Annotated in this window: 14 protein-coding genes; 7 read left to right on the top strand and 7 right to left on the bottom strand. The window is 70.5% G+C overall.

Annotated features, from left to right (window positions below; all coding sequences use genetic code 11):
* Positions 1 to 7: 7 nt before the first annotated feature.
* Positions 8 to 577: a peptidase S14 gene (locus tag FHR90_RS09600; protein WP_176621964.1), complete on the bottom strand. Its 570-nt coding sequence runs from the start codon at positions 575 to 577 to the stop codon at positions 8 to 10.
* Positions 578 to 795: 218 nt separating this feature from the next.
* Between FHR90_RS09600 and guaB the strand changes: the two genes are divergently transcribed.
* The gene (guaB, locus tag FHR90_RS09595) at positions 796 to 2,301 is read left to right on the top strand and encodes an IMP dehydrogenase (RefSeq protein ID WP_176621963.1); all 1,506 of its coding nucleotides are present in this window, start codon (positions 796 to 798) and stop codon (positions 2,299 to 2,301) included.
* A gap of 93 nt (positions 2,302 to 2,394) precedes the next feature.
* Positions 2,395 to 3,684: an RsmB/NOP family class I SAM-dependent RNA methyltransferase gene (locus FHR90_RS09590; protein ID WP_176621962.1), complete on the top strand. Its 1,290-nt coding sequence runs from the start codon at positions 2,395 to 2,397 to the stop codon at positions 3,682 to 3,684.
* A 39-nt stretch (positions 3,685 to 3,723) separates the two neighbouring features.
* Here the strand turns inward: FHR90_RS09590 and cls are convergent, their stop codons facing one another.
* Genes cls through FHR90_RS09575 form a run of 3 tightly spaced genes read right to left on the bottom strand, consistent with a single transcriptional unit; the run spans position 3,724 to position 10,322 of the window.
* The gene (cls, locus tag FHR90_RS09585) at positions 3,724 to 5,169 is read right to left on the bottom strand and encodes a cardiolipin synthase (RefSeq protein WP_176621961.1); all 1,446 of its coding nucleotides are present in this window, start codon (positions 5,167 to 5,169) and stop codon (positions 3,724 to 3,726) included.
* Positions 5,170 to 5,184: 15 nt separating this feature from the next.
* Positions 5,185 to 6,702 carry an alkaline phosphatase D family protein gene (locus tag FHR90_RS09580; protein ID WP_183275134.1) on the bottom strand — a complete coding sequence of 506 codons (1,518 nt, stop codon included), beginning with the start codon at positions 6,700 to 6,702 and terminating at the stop codon, positions 5,185 to 5,187.
* On the bottom strand, positions 6,702 to 10,322 hold the full coding sequence (locus tag FHR90_RS09575; protein WP_183275133.1) for a hydantoinase B/oxoprolinase family protein: 3,621 nt from the start codon (positions 10,320 to 10,322) through the stop codon (positions 6,702 to 6,704). The genes FHR90_RS09580 and FHR90_RS09575 overlap by 1 nt, the downstream gene beginning before the upstream one ends.
* A 34-nt stretch (positions 10,323 to 10,356) precedes the next feature.
* Here FHR90_RS09575 and FHR90_RS09570 point away from each other — a divergent pair, with 34 nt between their 5' ends.
* Both FHR90_RS09570 and FHR90_RS09565 read left to right on the top strand, forming a co-directional pair.
* The gene (locus FHR90_RS09570) at positions 10,357 to 11,001 is read left to right on the top strand and encodes a 5-oxoproline transporter, DUF969 family subunit (RefSeq protein ID WP_183275132.1); all 645 of its coding nucleotides are present in this window, start codon (positions 10,357 to 10,359) and stop codon (positions 10,999 to 11,001) included.
* On the top strand, positions 10,998 to 12,005 hold the full coding sequence (locus FHR90_RS09565) for a 5-oxoproline transporter, DUF979 family subunit (RefSeq protein WP_183275131.1): 1,008 nt from the start codon (positions 10,998 to 11,000) through the stop codon (positions 12,003 to 12,005). Before FHR90_RS09570 ends, FHR90_RS09565 begins: the two co-directional genes overlap by 4 nt.
* Here FHR90_RS09565 and FHR90_RS09560 read toward each other — a convergent pair.
* Positions 11,994 to 12,674, bottom strand: a complete 681-nt coding sequence (locus tag FHR90_RS09560) for an extensin family protein (RefSeq protein WP_183275130.1) — start codon at positions 12,672 to 12,674, stop codon at positions 11,994 to 11,996. The two genes, FHR90_RS09565 and FHR90_RS09560, sit on opposite strands and share 12 nt — an antisense overlap.
* Before the next feature lie 68 nt (positions 12,675 to 12,742).
* Here FHR90_RS09560 and FHR90_RS09555 point away from each other — a divergent pair, with 68 nt between their 5' ends.
* Together FHR90_RS09555 and FHR90_RS09550 are read left to right on the top strand one after the other, a co-directional pair.
* A complete protein-coding gene (locus FHR90_RS09555; RefSeq protein WP_183275129.1) occupies positions 12,743 to 13,285 on the top strand; it encodes a GNAT family N-acetyltransferase in 543 nt (180 codons plus the stop codon).
* A gap of 172 nt (positions 13,286 to 13,457) precedes the next feature.
* A complete protein-coding gene (locus FHR90_RS09550) occupies positions 13,458 to 15,269 on the top strand; it encodes a cation:proton antiporter (RefSeq protein WP_176625367.1) in 1,812 nt (603 codons plus the stop codon).
* Here FHR90_RS09550 and FHR90_RS09545 read toward each other — a convergent pair.
* On the bottom strand, positions 15,213 to 16,538 hold the full coding sequence (locus FHR90_RS09545; RefSeq protein WP_183275128.1) for an MFS transporter: 1,326 nt from the start codon (positions 16,536 to 16,538) through the stop codon (positions 15,213 to 15,215). The two genes, FHR90_RS09550 and FHR90_RS09545, sit on opposite strands and share 57 nt — an antisense overlap.
* Here FHR90_RS09545 and FHR90_RS09540 point away from each other — a divergent pair.
* Complete coding sequence (locus FHR90_RS09540) at positions 16,537 to 17,466, top strand: LysR family transcriptional regulator (RefSeq protein WP_176625337.1); 930 nt, start codon at positions 16,537 to 16,539, stop codon at positions 17,464 to 17,466. The two genes, FHR90_RS09545 and FHR90_RS09540, sit on opposite strands and share 2 nt — an antisense overlap.
* On the opposite strand, the gene FHR90_RS09535 is transcribed toward FHR90_RS09540, so the two are convergent.
* Positions 17,450 to 18,370: a TauD/TfdA dioxygenase family protein gene (locus tag FHR90_RS09535; RefSeq protein ID WP_176625340.1), complete on the bottom strand. Its 921-nt coding sequence runs from the start codon at positions 18,368 to 18,370 to the stop codon at positions 17,450 to 17,452. The genes FHR90_RS09540 and FHR90_RS09535 overlap by 17 nt on opposite strands.
* Positions 18,371 to 18,398 lie beyond the last annotated feature (28 nt).

The following is an 18,398-nucleotide window of genomic DNA, read 5'->3' as shown; positions in this document are numbered from 1 at the left end:
CCGCGTCTTACAGCACTGCGGCGATCAGCCCCAGACGCAGCGCCTCGTTGGCCTCGATATACCAGTTTTCCGGCGCGCGTCGCAGGACTTCGTCCATGCTCACCGACGAACCGCGGATCAGGTTCTCGAAGCCCTCGTTTTGGATGACGATCGACGCCTCGATCTCGTGCAGCGTCGCCTTGAGCGAGGCGATGCAGGTGGTCAGCGGACCGTCCACCGTCATCTGCTTGCTCATCTTGCGCTCATGGATCATCAGTCGCGCGCCACGGGTGAGATAGCGGTTCTCGGTGGCGAAGAAGCTCATGAAGGTGGTGCCGGCCGAGTAGATCGCCGCCTTGCCGAGGAACACGAAGCGACGGTTCAGATCGAGGTCGCTGTGGAAGCGGACATCCTCGCCCATCATCCTCGCCACTTCGGGGTCGCCGCCCAGCGTGGACAGCTCGATCGCCACCACGCCCTCGAGCGGGGCGAGGGCAAGCTGCTGGCGGAAATTCTCGTACATCGTGTAGTCGACGCCGCCGGAAAGGCGGATCGGCGGGTTGCGGAACTGCTCGGCGCTGAGCAAGGGGGCGGTCATCGGTTCGGGTCTCCAATCTACGGGTCAGGCGCCAGACGCGGCGGCGCCATGCGAGTTCGCCCCTCACCGACGGGGAGCGGCCATGTGGTGGCCGCATCGCGGCATTGTGTTCGGAGCCTCCACGATCGCGCATGCTGCATTGCGTCATCGGCCACATCGGCTTATGTAGCCCCGCCAAGGTTGCAGCGGCCGGGGGCCGTCGCCTCAGGGGGTGTACCATGGCAGATTCCAGTCCTCTCGGCTTCCGTGAGCGCCTCGCGCAGAGCCGCATCGTCGAGGCGCTGGCCTTCGACGACGTGCTCGCCGAGCCCGGCTATTCCGAGGTCCTGCCCTCATCCACCCGCACCTCATCGCGCCTGACCCGCACCATCGGGCTCAACATCCCGCTGATGTCGTCGGCGATGGATACCGTCACCGAGGAGGGGATGGCGATCGCCATGGCCCAGCAGGGCGGCATCGGCGTCATCCACAAGAATCTGTCCATCGAGGAGCAGGCCGCCCAGGTCCGCCGGGTCAAGAAGTTCGAATCCGGCATGGTCGTCGATCCGCTGACCATCCATCCGCACCAGACGCTCGCCGAGGTGCGCGCGATCATGAGCAGCGCGCGCATCAGCGGCCTGCCGGTGGTCGAGCCCGGCACCGGCCGGCTGGTCGGCATGCTCACCAACCGCGACGTCCGCTTCGCCACCGACCCCGATGTTCGCGTCGACACGCTGATGACCCGCGACAACCTGGTCACCGTCACCCATGGTGCCACCCCCGACGAGGCCCGCACCCTGCTGCACCGCCACCGCATCGAGAAGCTGCTGGTGGTTGACGAGGCGGGTCGCTGCGTCGGTCTCATCACGGTGAAGGACATGGACAAGGCCGAGGCCTACCCGCTCGCCAACAAGGACGAGATGGGCCGCCTGCGCTGTGCCGCCGCCACCGGTGTCGGCGAGGACGGCTATGCCCGCGCCGCCGCCCTCATCGAGGCCGGCGTCGATGTTGTGGTGGTCGACACCGCGCACGGCCATTCGCGCGGCGTGATGGGCGCGGTCGACCGGCTCAAGCGGCTGTCGAACGCGGTGCAGGTCATCGCCGGCAACGTCGCCACCCCCGAGGCCGCGCTCGCGCTGATCGACGCCGGTGCCGACGCGGTCAAGATCGGCATCGGGCCGGGGTCGATCTGCACCACCCGCGTCGTCGCCGGTGTCGGCGTGCCGCAGTTCTCCGCCGTGATGGAGACGGCGGCTGCCTGTCACGAGCGCGATATCCCCGCCATCGCCGATGGCGGCGTGCGCACCTCGGGCGACATCGTCAAGGCGATCGGGGCAGGGGCCGATGTGGTGATGATCGGCTCGCTGCTGGCCGGCACCGAGGAGGCGCCGGGCGAGGTGTTCCTCTACCAGGGCCGGCAGTACAAATCCTATCGCGGCATGGGCAGCCTCGGCGCGATGGCGCGCGGCTCCGCCGACCGCTATTTCCAGCAGGAAATCAAGGACACGCTGAAGATGGTGCCCGAGGGCATCGAAGGGCGCGTCGCCTACAAGGGCCCGATGGCGGCCGTGGTGCACCAGCTCGTGGGCGGCTTGCGCGCCGGCATGGGCTATACCGGGTCGGGCACCATCGCCGATCTGCAGACCCGCACCCGCTTCCGCCGCATCACCGGGGCGGGGCTGCGCGAGAGCCATGTGCATGATGTCGCGATCACGCGCGAGGCGCCGAACTACAGGCAGGACTGAACGACCCCGCCCGGGCGGCGCCTGAGGCGCCTCCGACTCACCACGGCACAATCCCGAGTGGGGTCTGACGGCCGTTTTCTGGAAGTGCCGCTCATGACCCCCGCCGCCCGCACCGCCGCCGCCATCGACCTGCTCGACGAGATCGAGGGCCAGCCGCGCAAGCCGGCCGACGCAGTCGCCAACGCCTTCTTCCGCGATCGCCGCTACATCGGCTCCACCGATCGCCGCGAGATCTCAGCCCTGGTGTGGTCGGTGCTGCGCGCCCGCCGCCGGCTCGACTGGTGGCTCGCGCAGGGCTCCGCCGCCCGCGACTTCATCTCGCCGCGCCTGCTCGTCGCCGCCCACCAGATGCTCGACGGCCGCCCGCTCGATTCCGTCGCGCGCGGCTTCTCCGGCGGCCGCTATGCCCCGGCCGAACTCGACGCCGAGGAACTGCGCCGCCTCCGCCCCCTCGACGGCCACACGCTCGACCACCCTGGCATGCCGCTCGCCGTGCGTCACGAGATCCCCGACTGGATCGTGCCGAACCTCACTGCCCGTTTCGGCCCCGCACTCGAAAGCGAACTTGCAGCACTGGCCGCGCCCGCTCCGCTCGACCTGCGCGTCAACCTGCTCAAGGCTACCCGCGACGACGCGCGCACCGCCCTGGCCCGCGACGGCATCACCGCCGAGCCCACCAGCCTGTCGCCGTGGGGCCTGCGCGTCTCCGGCCGCCAGGCGGTGACGTCAGCCGCCGCCTTCCGCGACGGGCTGGTCGAGATCCAGGACGAGGGCAGCCAGCTCCTGGTCGGCCTGGTCGAGGCCACCCCCGAGATGCGCGTCGTGGACTACTGCGCCGGTGCGGGCGGCAAGACGCTGGCCCTGGCGATGACCATGCAGAACCGCGGCCAGATCGTCGCCTGCGACGTCTCTGCCCCGAGACTTGAGGGGGCCGTCAAACGCCTCCGCCGCGCTGGCGTGCACAACGTCGAACGCCATCTGCTGGAGCCCGGCGACAAATGGGCCAAGCGGCGGGCCGGCAGTTTCGACCGAGTGCTGGTCGACGCGCCCTGCACCGGCACCGGCACTTGGCGCCGCAACCCCGACGCCCGCCTGCGCCTGCGTCCCGAAGACCTCGCCGAATTGACCGTCAAGCAGTCCCAGATTCTCGATACCGCCGCCCGCCTCGTCAAACCCGGTGGCAAGCTGATCTACGGCACCTGCTCGCTGCTGGCAGAGGAAAACGACGCCCAGATCGACGCCTTCCTCACCCGCACGCAGGGCTTCACGCTGATGCGCACCCTGTCGCTGACCCCGCATGCCAATGGCACCGACGGCTTCTTCGGCGCCGTGCTGCAGAGACAGGCCTCATCCCCCGACCCGGACCCCGCCGATCAGCCATAGGCGCGTCGCGAGGTCGATATCGACGGGCTGTCCGCCGCCTCACAGCACCGGCCCCACGGTCGCCAGCGCATTGTTGGCTAGGACCCGCCAGGCCGGCCACGCATCGACCTGTTCGGTGGTGACCTCGCTCGACGCACCCAGATAGCTCTGCTGCCGTGCGCGGATCGTCGCGGTGAACGCCGCGTCGTAGAGCAGCACGTTGTTCTCGAAATTCAGGTCGAAGCTGCGCCGGTCCATGTTGGCCGAGCCGATCAGGGTGATGTGGCCGTCGATGGTCATCGTCTTGGCATGCAGCAGGCCGAGCGGGTATTCGAAGATCCGCACGCCGGCATCGAGCAGTTCGCGATAGAAGCTGCGCGCCGCACCCGCGACGATCCAGGAATCATTGCGCGCCGGCATGATCATCGTCACCGCCACGCCCCGACGTGCGGTGGCACACAGCGAGCCCTGCAGGATCTCGTCGGGCACGTAATACGGCGTGGTGATCATCAGCTCGCCCTGGGCCGCGGCGATTAGGGTGGCGAACAGTTCCGGCATCGCCGCATAGCGCACCGCGGCCGAGGTGCCGACCGCGGAGGCGACGAACCCGCCCTCGATCGCCGGCGCCGGATCGGCGAACAGTGGCGAAAGGTCCTCGTCCACCTGTCCCATCCAGTCGGTGGCGAACAGATGCTGGTTCTGCGCCACCACCGGCCCCTCCAGCCGCAGCCATACATCCACCCAGGGTGCGTATTTCGCCTTGATGCGGAAGGCGGCATCGGCACAGTTCTGGCTGCCGCAGAAGCCGATGCGGTTGTCGATCACCACGATCTTGCGGTGGTTGCGCATGTCGAAGCGCCCGTGAGCGAGGTTCTTCAGCACGCTGCCGACCGGCAGGGCACGCACCAGCCGCACGCCGGCATGCTGCATCGCCGACCAGTGCGGCGATTTGACGATGTGGCGGCCGCCGATATCGTCGACCATCACCCGGCACACCACGCCACGCGATGCCGCGCGTACCAGCGCCTCGGCGATCAGGCTGCCATTGCCGTCCGGCAGCCAGATGTAGAATGCCACATGCACCGTCTCGCGCGCTGCATCGATTGCGGCCGCGAGGGCCACCATCGCGACCTCCGAGTCGGGATACAGCTCGCCGCGATTGCCCGGCACCGCCGGGTAGCCGTTGATCGATTGCGCGATGCGGAACAGCGGCACCATCTCGGTTGGCAGATGGTAGTGCGCGGCGACATCGAGCAGCCCTTGCCCCGACGCGCCCGGGATCGGCAGGTCGTGCATCGCGCGCCGGATGCGGTCGATGATCTTCCGGTTCGGATCGACCTCGCCGAGAGCCACATAGGCCAGCATGCCAATGACCGGCAGCGCGCCGATGATCGCGATCCAGGCGATGCGCGAACTCGGCAGCCGGTGCGGCCGCAGCAGCACTCGGATGATGAACGCGAACTGCAGCAGCAGATGCGCGAGGATGCCGATCCAGTGCCAGGCCATGTGTACACTCTCTTCTCAAAGCCGATGGATCGCCGGATTGCCGGCCAGGACCGCGAATCGCTCGCCCGTCCGCATCACGCCTCCCGGCTGCAACGCGGTCGAGAGCAGCCGTGTTTCCACCGTCAGGCTGGCGGCCGTGAAGTGACACAGCAGATAGCCGCGATGGGCCGGGTCGTAGTGCAGGACATGCGGGTTGGCGGACAGGGCGGAGCGGATTGGATCGGCCAGCGGCTCCGGCCAGAGCGAGCTGATCGAGGTGCCGAGGAATTCCGGCAGTAGGCTGCGGCGCGGGTCGTCGCCGGCGCGTTCGACGACCTGCGCGACCAGCGTGGAATGCAGATCTCCCGACAGCGCCACCGGATTGGCGACCCCGAGACGACGAAGCGTGGCCAGCAAACGGCGACGATCCTGCGGATAGCCGCTCCAGCTCGCCGGATAGACATAGGCGTCCGCTCCGTTGCGAAGGGCGAGCGGCGAGACCAGGACGGTGGAGACCAGCGCGTTCCACACCGCCGGGCTGGTCGCGAGGTCGTGGGCGAGCCATTGCTCCTGGACTTTGCCGAGCATCGAGCGGGTCGGGTTCGCGAGCTCCTCGCAGGCGCGCTGGTAGACGCCGAGACCGAAAGCCGGGTCCGAGCTGCTGGCGCAGGCGAACTCGTCACGCCGGACCTGACGCGTATCCATCAGATACAGCCGCGCCAGCCGGCCGATATCGACGCTGCGATGGATCGGCAGCCAGTCCGATCCGCGCCGGGCCCTGCGTCGCAACGGCAGGAACTCGCCATAGGCCTGCCAGGCGGCCGCGCGACGGCGACGCTGGGCGGGATCGTCGCTGTCCTGTTCCAGCGCGTCGTGATTGTCGGGGATGAGGGCGAAGGTGAGCGATTCGTGGGCGGCCTGGAGTGCCGGATCGCTGCGATACAGCGCATGACGCGCGCGGTAGTCCGCGAGCGTCATCGGCAATCGCTGCGTCTCGTGCGCGCGGACGCCGCCGCCCCGGGTGACGTCATAGATGTAGTCCCCGACATGCAGGACAAGGTCGGGGTCGTCGGCGACCATGCCCCGGTAGGCGTCGAAAAAGCCGCTCTCCCAATCCTGGCAGCTCGCGAGCGCGATGCGGGCGCCGGACGGCAGGCGCCGGCGGTCCGGCAGGGTCCGGGTGCGTCCGACCGGGCTCTGAAGTCCGCCCAGGCGGAAGGCGTAGAAATATGGCCGATCGGGTTCGAGCCCCGTGACGTCGACATGCACGCTGAAGCCGTTGCAAGGCAGGGCATGCGCGTTTCCACGCCGGACCGCGCGCGACAGATGCCTGTCCTCGGCAAGGCACCATTCGACCGTCACCGGGCCGGCGGCGACCGGCTCGGGGTCATGCGTGGCGCGGGCGAGCCGGGTCCAGAGGATGACGGAGCTGTCGGTGGGATCGCCGGAGGCGACCGAGAAGGGAAAGCTGGTGCCTGGGGCTGCTTCGGCGCGCAGGGGTCGGGTGCAGAGCGCCGGCGCTGCGCGCAGCACCGTCCGTCGCGAGAGCCGCATCAGGAGCTCGCCCCGAATCCGCCGCCACCGGGGGTGGCGATGCCGAGGATGTCGCCCGCGGCACACTCGACGCGCACTCGCCCGGGCAGCGCCGCGATGCGGCCGTCGGCGCGTTCGACCCATTGCCGCCCCGTCGCACCGTCATCGCCGCCCGCCAGCCCCGCCGGGGCGAGGGTGCGCCGCGAGGCGACCACCACCGCGGTCATCGGTTCGAGGAAGCGCAGCCGGCGGACCGCGCCGTCGCCGCCGCGATGGAGGCCATCGCCACCCGAGCCGCGCCGGATGGAGAATTCCTCCACCCGCACCGGATAGCGAAGCTCCATCACTTCCGGATCGGTCATCCGCGTGTTGGTCATGTGCGTCTGCACCGCCGACGCACCGTCGAAGCCCGGACCGGCCCCCGCACCGCCGCAGATCGTCTCGTAATATTGTCGCGTCGCATCGCCGAACAGCAGGTTGTTCATCGTCCCCTGCGAACAGGCGAGCGCGCCGAGGGCTAGGAACAGCGCGTTGCACACCGCCTGGCTGATCTCGGTGTTGCCGGCCACCACCGCGGCACCCGGAAGCGGCGCGAGGAAACTGCCTTCGGGAATGACGATCTCGAGCGGCCGCAGGCAGCCCTCGTTGAGCGGGATGTCCGCGCCCACCAGGCAGCGGAACACATACAGCACCACGGCGCGGGTGACCGCCGGGGGTGCGTTGAAATTGCCCTCGTCCTGCGCCGAGGTGCCGGTGAAATCGATCCGCGCCCGGCGCGCCTCGCGATCGATGCTGACCGCGACATGCAGTTCGCGCCCGTCATCCATCGGATAGACGATCCGCCCGTCGGTCAGACGGTCGATCACCTGGCGGATGCGGGCTTCGGCATTGTCCTGCACATGCCCCAGATAGGCGCACACCACCTCCCAGCCATGATGCGCGACGATCGTCTCCAGTGCCGCCACCCCGTTGGCATTGGCGGCGATCTGGGCGACGAGATCGGCGACATTGGTGTCGGGCGAGCGTGCCGGGAAGCGCGCGCCGGCCAGCAGGTCGCAAAACTCCGCCTCGCGCAGGCGCCCTTCGGACACGATCAGGAAATCGTCGATCACCACCCCTTCCTCGTCGAGGCTGCGGGAGTCGGGCGGGGTCGAGCCGGGGGTGGCGCCGCCGATATCGGCATGATGGCCGCGCGCGCCCATCCAGAAGCGCAGCGTGCGCCCGTCCGGGCCGAACACCGGGGTAAGCACGGTGATGTCCGGCAGATGCGTGCCGCCCGCATAGGGATCGTTGAGCGCGATGACGTCGCCAGGCCGCAGCATTCCGGCGCGCTTTTTCAGGATATGACGCACGCTTTCGCCCATCGCGCCGAGATGCACCGGTACATGCGGTGCGTTGGCGACCAGCCCGCCTGTCGCATCGAAGATCGCGCAGGAAAAATCCAGCCGCTCGCGGATGTTGACGCTGCGCGCCGTCTGCCGCAGCACCAGCCCGCATTGTTCCGCGACATGCATGAACAGGTTGGCGAACATCTCCAGCCGCACCGGGTCGGGCGCGGTATCGTCGCAGCGCCCGGTGCCGGCGGCGCGTGCGGCGACCCGGTCGAGCACGATCTCGCCACCGCCGCCCATCCCGGCCCGCCAGCCGGGGGCGATGAAGATGGTGCCGATCGCTTCGGCGATGAGCGCTGGCCCGTCGATCACGTCGCCGGCGCGCAGGTCGTCGCGTCGCAACACGCGGCTGCGATGCGCCGCGCCGTCATGCCAGATCGAGACCTCGTCGATCGCCACCAGCGGCGTCTCGCCGCGCGCCGGCAGCAGCGGTGTCTCGAACGTCTCGGCGATCGCCTCCGCCTCGACCAGCACGGCTTCGGCGACCAGAACCTGATCCGGGCTGCCGAACCCGAACCGCCGCAGATGCTGCCCGGCAAAATCCGCCTGCATGGTCGCCAGATCGGCGAGGCGCACCGCCAGCGCCGCATCGGACCCCGCCCGGCGCAGCAATACGCGCCGTTCGCCGCGCCAGTGCCGCACCCCCTGCGCGGCCAGTGCCGCTCCGGCCTCGGCTTCGAGCCGGATGGCGATTGTGTCGAGCTCCGCCAGCGCCGCCGCGTCCAGCGTGCGTTCCACCGCCTGCTCGCGCAGCACCGCCGGCTCGGCCAGCCCCATCCCGTAGGCCGACAGCACCCCGGCCAGCGGATGCAGCAGGATGCGCGTGAGACCAAGCTCGTCGGCGACGCCGCAGACATGCTGCCCGGCAGCACCGCCGAAACCGTGCAGCACGAATCCGTCGAGATCCTGCCCCAGTCCCGTCGAGATCTCGCGGATCGCCGACGCCATCGCCGCGACCGCGATGCGGATCGCGCCCTCCGCCACGTCGCGCGGGTCGATCGTCCGTCCGGTGGCGTCCCCGATCTCGGCCGCGAGCCGCTCGAAGCGCTCCTCCACGATTGCGGTATCGAGCGGCTCCGTGCCCGTCGCACCGAACAGGGCGGGAAAATGTGCCGGCTGCAGGCGCCCGAGCCGCAGATTGGCATCGGTGATGGTCAGTGGCCCGTCGCGCCGATAGGCCGCCGGTCCCGGATCGGCGCCGGCGCTCTCGGGGCCCACCGACAGCCGCGCGCCGTCGAACCGCACGATCGAGCCGCCGCCCGCCGCCACGGTATGGATCGCCAGCATCGGCACCCGTAGCCGCACTCCGGCGATCTCGCTGTCGAGCCGGCGTATGAAGCGGCCGTCGAACAGGCACACATCGGTCGAGGTCCCGCCCATGTCGAAGCCGATGATGCGCTGGAAGCCGGCGCGTTGCGCGGTGCGCGCAGCCCCCACGATGCCGCCTGCCGGACCCGACAGGATCGCGTGCCTGCCGCTGAACGACGCCGCATCGGCGAGGCCGCCATGCGACTGCATGAACAGCAGCCGGGTCTTTCCCAGTCCGGCGGCGACGCGATCGACATGCCGGCGGAGCACCGGCGAGAGATAGGCGTCGGCAAGCGTGGTGTCGGCGCGCGGCACCAAGCGTAGCGACGGGCTGGTGGCATGGCTGGTGCAGACATGCGCGAACCCGGCCTCGACGGCGAGTTCGGCGAGGCGCTGCTCCATCTGCGGGTGGCGCCAGGCATGGATCAGCGCGATCGCGCAGGAAGCGATGCCGTCGGCCCGGGCGCGTGCGAGGTGGTCGCGGGCCGCGTCCTCATCGAGCGCCTCGACGATCGCCCCGTCCACATCGACGCGCCCGGCGATGCCGATGGCCCGCTCGTACAGCACCGGTGGGCGGATGATGTCGAGATCGAACAGGCGCGGCCGGCTCTGCGGGCCGATCTCGAGCAGGTCCTCGAAGCCGCGATTGACCAGCAGCAGCGTGCGCGCCCCGCGCCGTTCCAGCAGCGCGTTGGTCGCCACCGTGGTGCCCATGCGCACGTCGTCGATGACGCCGGCGGGGATCGCCGCGTTCGGTGCGAGGCCGAGGAAGCCGCGGATACCGGCGAGGGCCGCGTCCTCGCCATCTGCGCGCGCGGCACTGAGCAGCTTGGCCGTCGACAGCCGTCCGTCCGGGTGCCGTGCAACGATGTCGGTGAAGGTGCCGCCGCGATCGATCCAGAACCGCCAGCCCGTTTCGTGCCCGGACGAATTGTCTGGCATGCTCTCAGCTTCCATCCGCCGGAGCCCCCCGTTCATGCTGGTCCTGTCAGGTGTCGCGGTCATCATTATCGGTTTCGCGCTCGGAGTGAACCCGCTGCTGGTGACAGTCCTCGCAGCCCTCGCCAGCGGGTTGGCGTCGGGGCAGGGGGTGGGTGCGACCGTCGCGGCACTCGGCCACGCTTTCGTGCACGACGATTTCATCGCCATCGGCTGGCTGGTGCTGCCGGTGATCGGGCTGCTGGAAAGTCGCGGCCTGCGCGAGCGGGTGCGCCTGCTGGTGGCGCGACGGGCTGGCGTGCGCGTCGGTCGGCTGCTGGTCTCCTACCTCGCCGTGCGTCAGGTCAGTGCGGCGATCGGGCTGAGCGCGATCGGCGGCCAGGCGCAAAGCGTGCGGCCGGTGCTCGCGCCGATGGTGGAGGCGGCGGCCGAAACCGCCGGGCCGCTCGATGCGTCTGCGCGCCCACGCCTGCGTGCCTGGGCGGCGGCGACCGACAATATCGGCCTGTTCTTTGGCGAGGATGTCTTTCTCGCCATGGGCGCGGTGCTGCTGATGCGCGGCATGCTGCTACAGGCCGGGGTAGCGGCCGATCCGTGGCGACTGTCGCTGTGGGCGGTGCCGGTGGCGGTGTTCGCCTTCCTCGCCCATGCGGCCCGCCTGCTGCGGCGCGACCGCCGATGATCGGCACGCAATGGGCCTGCGCGCTGACCGGGGCGATGTTCGCCGGCTTCGCGCTGCTGCACCTGTTCGGCCGCTTCGACCGTGCGCGCTGGCGCAGTGCGGCGTTCTGGGGCGTGTATGCGGTGCTGCTGATGGTGGGGCCTTACCTGCCCGACCTGCTCGACGGCAGCCTCGTGCTGGTGATGGTCGGCCTGGCCGCGATCGGACTGCGTCCGGGGCGGATCGGCGACGAGGACGCCCGCCGCCGGCGCGACAGCGCGCGCAGGCTGCGCGGGCGACTGCTGGTGCCGGCCCTGCTGGTGCCGCTGCTGGCCGGGCTGTTCAGTCTCCTGCTGCGTCCGCTGCGCTGGCAGGGGCGGGCGCTGGTCGATCCCGCCCAGGTCACGCTGGTGGCCCTCAGCCTCGCCTGCATCATCGCGCTGGTGGCGGCGATGTGGCTGACGCGGCGTCCGCGCTATGCGCTGCTGCTGATGCGCCGCCATCAGCGCCTGCCACACCAGATGCTGGCACCACTGGTCGAGGGGCGGCGGCTGGCGGACGCGATGGGCTGGGCGGCGGTGCTGCCGCAGATGCTGGCCGCCCTGGGCGCGGTGTTCGTCGCCTGCGGGGTGGGCGAGGCGGTGTCGCGTCTGGCGGCAGGCGTGCTGCCGGAGGCAGCGCCGGGCCTCGCCCTGCTCGCCTACGGGCTGGGCATGGTCGCGCTGACCATCGTCACCGGCAATGCCTTCGCCGCCTTCCCGGTGATGACCGCCGGCATCGGCCTGCCGCTGGTGGTGGGCCGCTATGGCGGCGATCCGGTGGCGATGTCGTCGCTCGGCATGCTGGCCGGCTATTGCGGCACGCTGCTGACCCCGATGGCGGCGACCTTCAACATCGTCCCCGTCGCCCTGCTGGGCCTGCCCTCGCGCTGGTCGGTGATCCGCGTGCAGGCCCCGACCGGTGCCGCGGTGCTGGTCTTCATCCTGATCCTGATGCAGTGCGTGGTGTATCGATCAGCGACATAGGCCGAAGCCGCCGGCCTGAAGATGCAGGTGTCCAGCGTGATCGGCGTTGTAGTCCGGTGAGAGCACGAGGCCGAAATCCTGGCAGGCCAGGTCGCGCAGCGCATGCAGCAGCGCGCCGTCGGCCCCGCTCTCCCGCCAGTCCGAGACCGACAGCCGACGCCCGTCGGCGAACACGAAGGCCGAAACATCGATCGCATCCGCCCGCCCGTGGCTGCTCTCCACCCCCGGCCGCCCGCGCACGTCGCGACACGCATAGCTGCCGAGATGGTCGATCCCGGTCAGCGTGCGTCCGAACCGGCTGTGTGCGAGGGCGGCGGCATCGCGTGCGAACATCGCCCAGTCCACCGCCAGCCGGCAGGAGGCGAGAAAGCTCGACGGATGCGTCGCCACCACGCCGCCGCTGACACGCACCGCATCGCGCAGCGGACACGCGCCGAAGCTGTCCGGCACCCGGCGCACGCCGAGCGGTGCGGTCGCCAGCGCTGCCGCGCACAGGCCGGGATCCGCCTCCAGCAGCCGTTTCTTGAGCGGCGTGACGAGGGTGACCGTTGCCCGCAGATCGAGCGGCTGCGTGGGGTCCCAGGGCGCTGGCAGCCAGCGCCGATGCTGCGCTGCGGCGATCGCGACAGCGAGCACCACGATTCCCAGCAGGATCCGACGTATCGGCACGATGTCCGCAACGCCTGCGCTCGCCGGCGGGTTCGCGCAGGCGATGTCCTCGCGTGCGGCGCCGTGACATGCTCCGCCCCATGATCTTCCCGTCGGGCTTCGTCACCTCCCGCCTGCGTCTGCGACCGATCGCCGCCGGGGATGCGGAAGCGATCTTCGCTGCCTACGCACGCGATGCCGAGGTCACCCGCTACCTGACCTGGCGCCCGCACGCCTCGCTGCATGAGACCGAAGCGTTCGTTGCCGCGTCGATCGACGGGCCGGCGCATCGCACCTACGTCCTGACCGACCCTGATGGCGGCAGCGCATTCGGCGCGTTCGACCTGCGTGCGCCGGCAGCGGGCCACCTGTCCTTCGGCTATGTGCTGGCCCGTGCGCATTGGGGGCAGGGCCTGATGACCGAGGCGCTGACCCCTGTCGTGCGCTGGGCCCTTGCACGTCCTGGGATCTGGCGGATCGGTGCGGTGGCGGACATCGACAACATTGCGTCCGCGCGCGTGATGCAGAAGGCCGGACTGGTGCGCGAAGGGATCCTGCGCCGCTGGCTGGTGCACCCGAGTCTCTCCGCCGCGCCGCGGGACTGCGTCAGTTACGCCGCGGTCCGCGACTGAGCCTGTCACGACGGCGGTTTGACCGCCGGGCGTGCCCTGCGTCATGCTTGCGCCGAAGGGCGAGGTGGCCGATGCGGCGACCCCGTCCTTGCCGTGTCGCCGGCACATTGACCGGTTGACGCTTCGGGTCCGGCTTGCCGCCAGGGCCACAACCTCCATCGACGGGATGCGCATGGAAATCGGAATAGCGATCGCCGTCCTGTGCGTCGTACTCGGCGGGGTGGTCGCACAATGGTTCGCCTGGCGGCTGCGGCTACCGGCGATCGTGCTGCTGTTCGCCACCGGGCTGATCCTCGGCCCCGGGCTGCGCATCATCCAGCCCAGCCACGTGCTCGGCCCGATGATGCAGCCGCTGGTGGGCCTGTGCGTGGCGATCATCGTCTTCGAGGGTGGCCTGGCGCTCGACCTGCGCGAGTTGCGGGCGGCGGGCGAGGGGGTGTTGCGGCTGACCGTGATCGCGCTGCCGCTGAACTGGGTGCTGGGCTCGGCGGCGGCGCACTGGATCGGCGGGCTGGCGATCGGCCCGTCGCTGCTGTTCGGCGCCATCGTCACCGTGACCGGGCCGACCGTGGTGCTGCCGCTGCTGCGTCACACGCGCCTGCGCAAGCGCCCGGCCGCATTCCTGCGCTGGGAGGCGATCCTCAACGATCCGGTGGGCGCGATCCTGGCCACCCTCGTGCTGCAGGTGCTGCTGTTCCGGGCCAAATCCGGCTACGGCACGCTGGCGATCGGCGCGGTGGTGGCCAAGCTGGTGGTCAGCGTCGGCATCTCCGCCGCCGTCGGCTTCGCCCTCGCGCTGGGCGTGCGGCGGCTGTTCACCCGCGACCTGCTGCCGGAGACGCTCAAGACACCGATCCTGCTCGCCTTCGCACTGTCGGCCTATGCGGTGTGCAACTGCATCATGGAGGGCGCCGGCCTCGTCGCGTCCACCGCCTTCGGCCTGGCACTCGCCAACCTGCACGTCACCGGGCTGGGCGAATTGCGGCGGTTCAAGGAATCGCTGGTGGTGCTGATCGTATCGTGCCTGTTCATCGTGCTGACCTCCGATCTCGACCGCGCGGTGCTGGCGCATCTGTCGTGGCCGATCCTGGGGCTGACGCTGGCGGTGCTGTTCGTGGTGCGACCGGTGGCGATCGCGCTGTCGACGCTGTTTTCGGGCCTGTCGTGGCAGGAGCGCGCGCTCAGCGGCTGGATCGCGCCGCGCGGCATCGTCGCCGCCGCCGTCGCCGGCGTCGCCGGGCTGCGCCTCGAGGAGGCGGGATATCCCACCGCGCAACTGGTGATGCCGGCGGTGTTCGCGGTGATCGCGGCGACGATGGTGCTGCATGGATTCTCGCTCGCGCCGCTGGCGCGCAGGCTGCGCCTCACGCTCAGCGACACCCCCGGTTTCGCCATCGTCGGTGCGACCCCCTGGACGACGGGGCTGAGCCGGGTACTCAACGCCGCCGGCATGCCCACCTTGCTGGTGGACACCTATCCCGGCGCGCTGTCCGAGGCGCGCGAGACGGGGGTGCCGGTGCTGCAGGGAGAGCTGATCTCCAATCATGGCTCTGAGGCGCTGATGGAGCGGCCGGTGGACTACCTGCTCGCCGCTACCCCCGACCCGATGTACAACGGCCTGGTCTGCGCGCGTCTCGCTCCCGAACTCGGTCGCGAGCGGGTGTTCCAGCTCAGCCCCGGCGCCTACCGGCTCGACCTGCACCGCGGCATCTCGCGCGAGATGCGCGGCAAGGTGTTCGGCCGCGAGGATTTCGATTTCGACCTGTTCGAGCGGCTGTGGAAGGCCGGCTGGCGCTTCTCGGTCGAGGCGCCGGACGATGCGCCGGAGACCGGCGCCGACGGCCAGCGCCATGCCATCCGGCTGATGCTGCTGCGGGCCAATGGTGCGCTGGCGATCTCGTCGCCGGAGGATACCGAAAAGCCGCTCTCACGCCCCGGCGACCGGGCGGTCATGATGCGTGCTCTCGACAGCGCGGTGGCCTGACGGGCGCGGCCGCCGCGGCGCGAAGCCGACCAGCAGTGCCGACAGCCCGTAGGGCAACGCATAGAGCCACAGCGGACCGCTCGCGCGATCGAAGCCGCTGCCCATCGCCAGCACGAAGGCGGAGCCGGACAGCGCCTCGGCCACCGTGTGCGCCGCCAGCATGCGGCCGAAGGCGCCGACATCCTCGTCGGCGCCACAGATGTCCTGCGTCAGCGCGAAGCAGTTGGTGAAGACGCCGCTGACCACCATGCCGTAGAGCAGCGACAGCAGCGCCTCGATGCCCGGGCCGGGCGTGCCGAGAGCACCGAACAGCGCGCTGCCGAGACCCGCGCCGAGGGCGAGCAGCAGCAGCACGCCGCCACGGCGTCCCCAGCGGTCGAGGATCTGCCCGACCGGCGCGCCGCCGAGAATGGTGCCCAGCCCGTAGCAGCCGAACACGCCGGCGGCACTCATCGCCGACAGGCCCAGCGCGACATGCGCATAGAGCTGGAACATGCCGATATAGGCGAAGCCGCAGAAGCCGTTGACGATCGTCGCCAGCAATACGGCCGGCCATAGACCGGGCCCGGCGGCAGGCGTCTGCGCCGGTGCGGAGGCCGCCGGTGGCGGCGCCGCCCGGCCGGCGGGATCGGCGCGCAGGGTGATGCGGAGCAGCCCCACCGCAGCCAGGCTGAGCGCGCCCAGGCCCAGATTGGGCGCCCGCCAGCCACCGCCCGCCGCGGCCAGCCAGACGATCAGCGCCGGGCCGCTGAACAAGGCCAGGCCGAAGATCGACGAGGCCAGGCCCATCACCGTGCTGCGCCAGCCCGGCAGCAGCCGGCCCAGATAGGCGAACATCGCCACGCAATAGGCCCCTTCGCCGATGCCGGTGCCGACCCGGGTCAGCAGCAGGCTGCGATAGCCCGGCGCGAGGCCGGCCAGCAGCGTGCAGACCGAAAACGTCGCCGCACTGCCCACCAGCAGCGTGCCGAGTCCGACCCGCCGGCCCACCGCACCGGCCGCCAGCGCACCGGCCGCCGAGCCGAGCATGAAGATGCCGGCCAGCAGACCCATCGCGGCGACGCCTGCGCCGAGATCGTGCCGGATCGGCGCCAGCATGGTCGGGATGATCATCTGCTCCCAGCCATAGAGGACGTAGACGGCGAGGATCGCCAGCGGTGCGGCGATGCGCGCCCCACCGCGACCGCGTTGCCGTGCCGGCGATGTGTTCGCATCATGGGCGGGAACCGCTCCGTCAGGCGACGGTGCGATCGTGCGGGAGACCGGCATGCGTCTGCGCCTTTCCTCTCTGGCGGTGGTGTATTTCGACACGGTGCGGGTCAGCGGATCGATCCGTCAGGCGGCGCGGCATCTCAATGTCGCATCGTCGGCGGTCAACCGGCAGATCCTCAATCTCGAGGCCGATATCGGCATGAAGCTGTTCGACCGGCTGCCGGGCGGGCTGCGCCTGACACCCGCCGGCGAGGTGCTGGCGCGCCATGTGACCGGTGCGATGCGCGACGCGCGCGAGACCGTCGCCGAACTGGCGGCCCTGGAGGGCGGCCAGTCCGGCGAGATCGGCCTGGCCGCGATCGAGACTGCCAATGTGCGCATCATTCCCGAGGCGATGGCGGCGATGGCCACCCGTTTTCCGTCCGTGCGGGTCCGGGTGCGCACCGTGGGCTCGCATGCGGTGCCGCCGATGGTCGCGTCCGGCGAGGCCGATCTCGGACTGTCGTTCTGGGCGCCCGAGAACGCCGCCCTGACCCGTCTCGCGCTCCATCGCAGCGCGGTCGGCGCGGTGCTGCGCGAGGATCACCCGCTCGCCGCCGAGGATGGTCCGTTGCGCTTCGAGGCGCTGCTCGGCTCGCCGCTGATCCTCGGCACGCCGGATGTGTCGATCAACACCCATCTGTCCACCTTTCTGGCCCGCCATCGCGAGCGGCTGCACGTGATCGCCGAAGTCGGCTCCTACGAGCTGATGCGCGCTTTGGTCCGGCGCACTGGCGCGGTCGGGTTCCAGGCCCGGCTGGGCCTTTCGGCGCGCGGCGATGGGCTGGTGCACCGCGCCATCCTCGGCGAGGCGGAGACGGGCGAGCTGAGTTCCGCGCTCGCCCTCTATCGCCGCCCCGACGGCTTCGTCTCCGGCGCGCTGGCCGCCTTCATCGAGCTGCTGCGCATGGCGCTTGCCGATGACGGCGTCAGACCGCCGCCATGACTGGGGCACTGACGGGGGCACTGGCGGGGGCGGCGATCGGGACCTCGCCGCGGGTCCAGGCGCGATGCAGCCGGCGACGCTCGCGCTTCGTGTCGTAAGGCAGCCCGACATGGATCAGGAAGCGGTTGTCCCAGGCCACCAGATCGCCCGGCCGCCAGTCATGGATCAGCACGCCGCGACCGTCGTCGGAGGCGAGGGCGAACATCTCGGCGACGAAGTCCCGCGCCTCCGCATCGTCCATGCCCTCGATGCCGACCAGGTCGTTGTCGTTGATGTAGAGGCACTCCTCGCCCGTCTCCGGATGCAGCCGCACCAGCGGATGCGTCACCTCCGGATAGAGCGCGCGTTCCTCGGCGCTGACCGGTCCGCTCTGCCTGTGGAACAGCCGACAGGCGCTGTAGGTGGCCCGCCTGCCGCGCAGCTGCGCGCGTCGCGCCTCACCGATCGCGCGCCAGGCGCGGCGCAGATCGCCGAAGGCGGTGCCGCCGCCGCTCGCAGGCACCTCGATGCCATGCAGCACGGTGTAGGCGGCGGGCTGGGCGGTATAGGCGGAATCGGTGTGCCAGGCGCGGCCGGCCACGGCGCTGCCCATCGCCATGCCGTTCTCGACCACGTTCGACAGCACGGTGATCTCGTTCTGGCCGTCGAGCTCGAAGCTGCGTCCGGCATTGGGCACCGGCTCGCCCAGCAGCCGGGTAAAGGCGACCTGTCCGGCCGGCGACAGGGCCTCCTGGCCACCGAAGACCACCACCCCGCGCCGCGCCAGCAGACGACGCAGCATCGTGCCGAACGCCGGGGTGAGGTGGTCGCGGAGGTCGAGGCCATCGAACCGCGTGCCAAGCGGCTCGGTCAGCTCGGTCCGGCGACTGGCGGCGATGCTGTCGATAACGGCTGTGTCGGTCATGATCGGTCCCCTGCGGTGCGTTCTGCTC

Source organism: Endobacter medicaginis, from assembly GCF_014192375.1.
GTDB lineage: Bacteria > Pseudomonadota > Alphaproteobacteria > Acetobacterales > Acetobacteraceae > Endobacter > Endobacter medicaginis.
The sequence above is the reverse complement of the archived record's forward strand: the minus strand, read 5'-3'. Positions and strand labels throughout refer to the sequence as shown.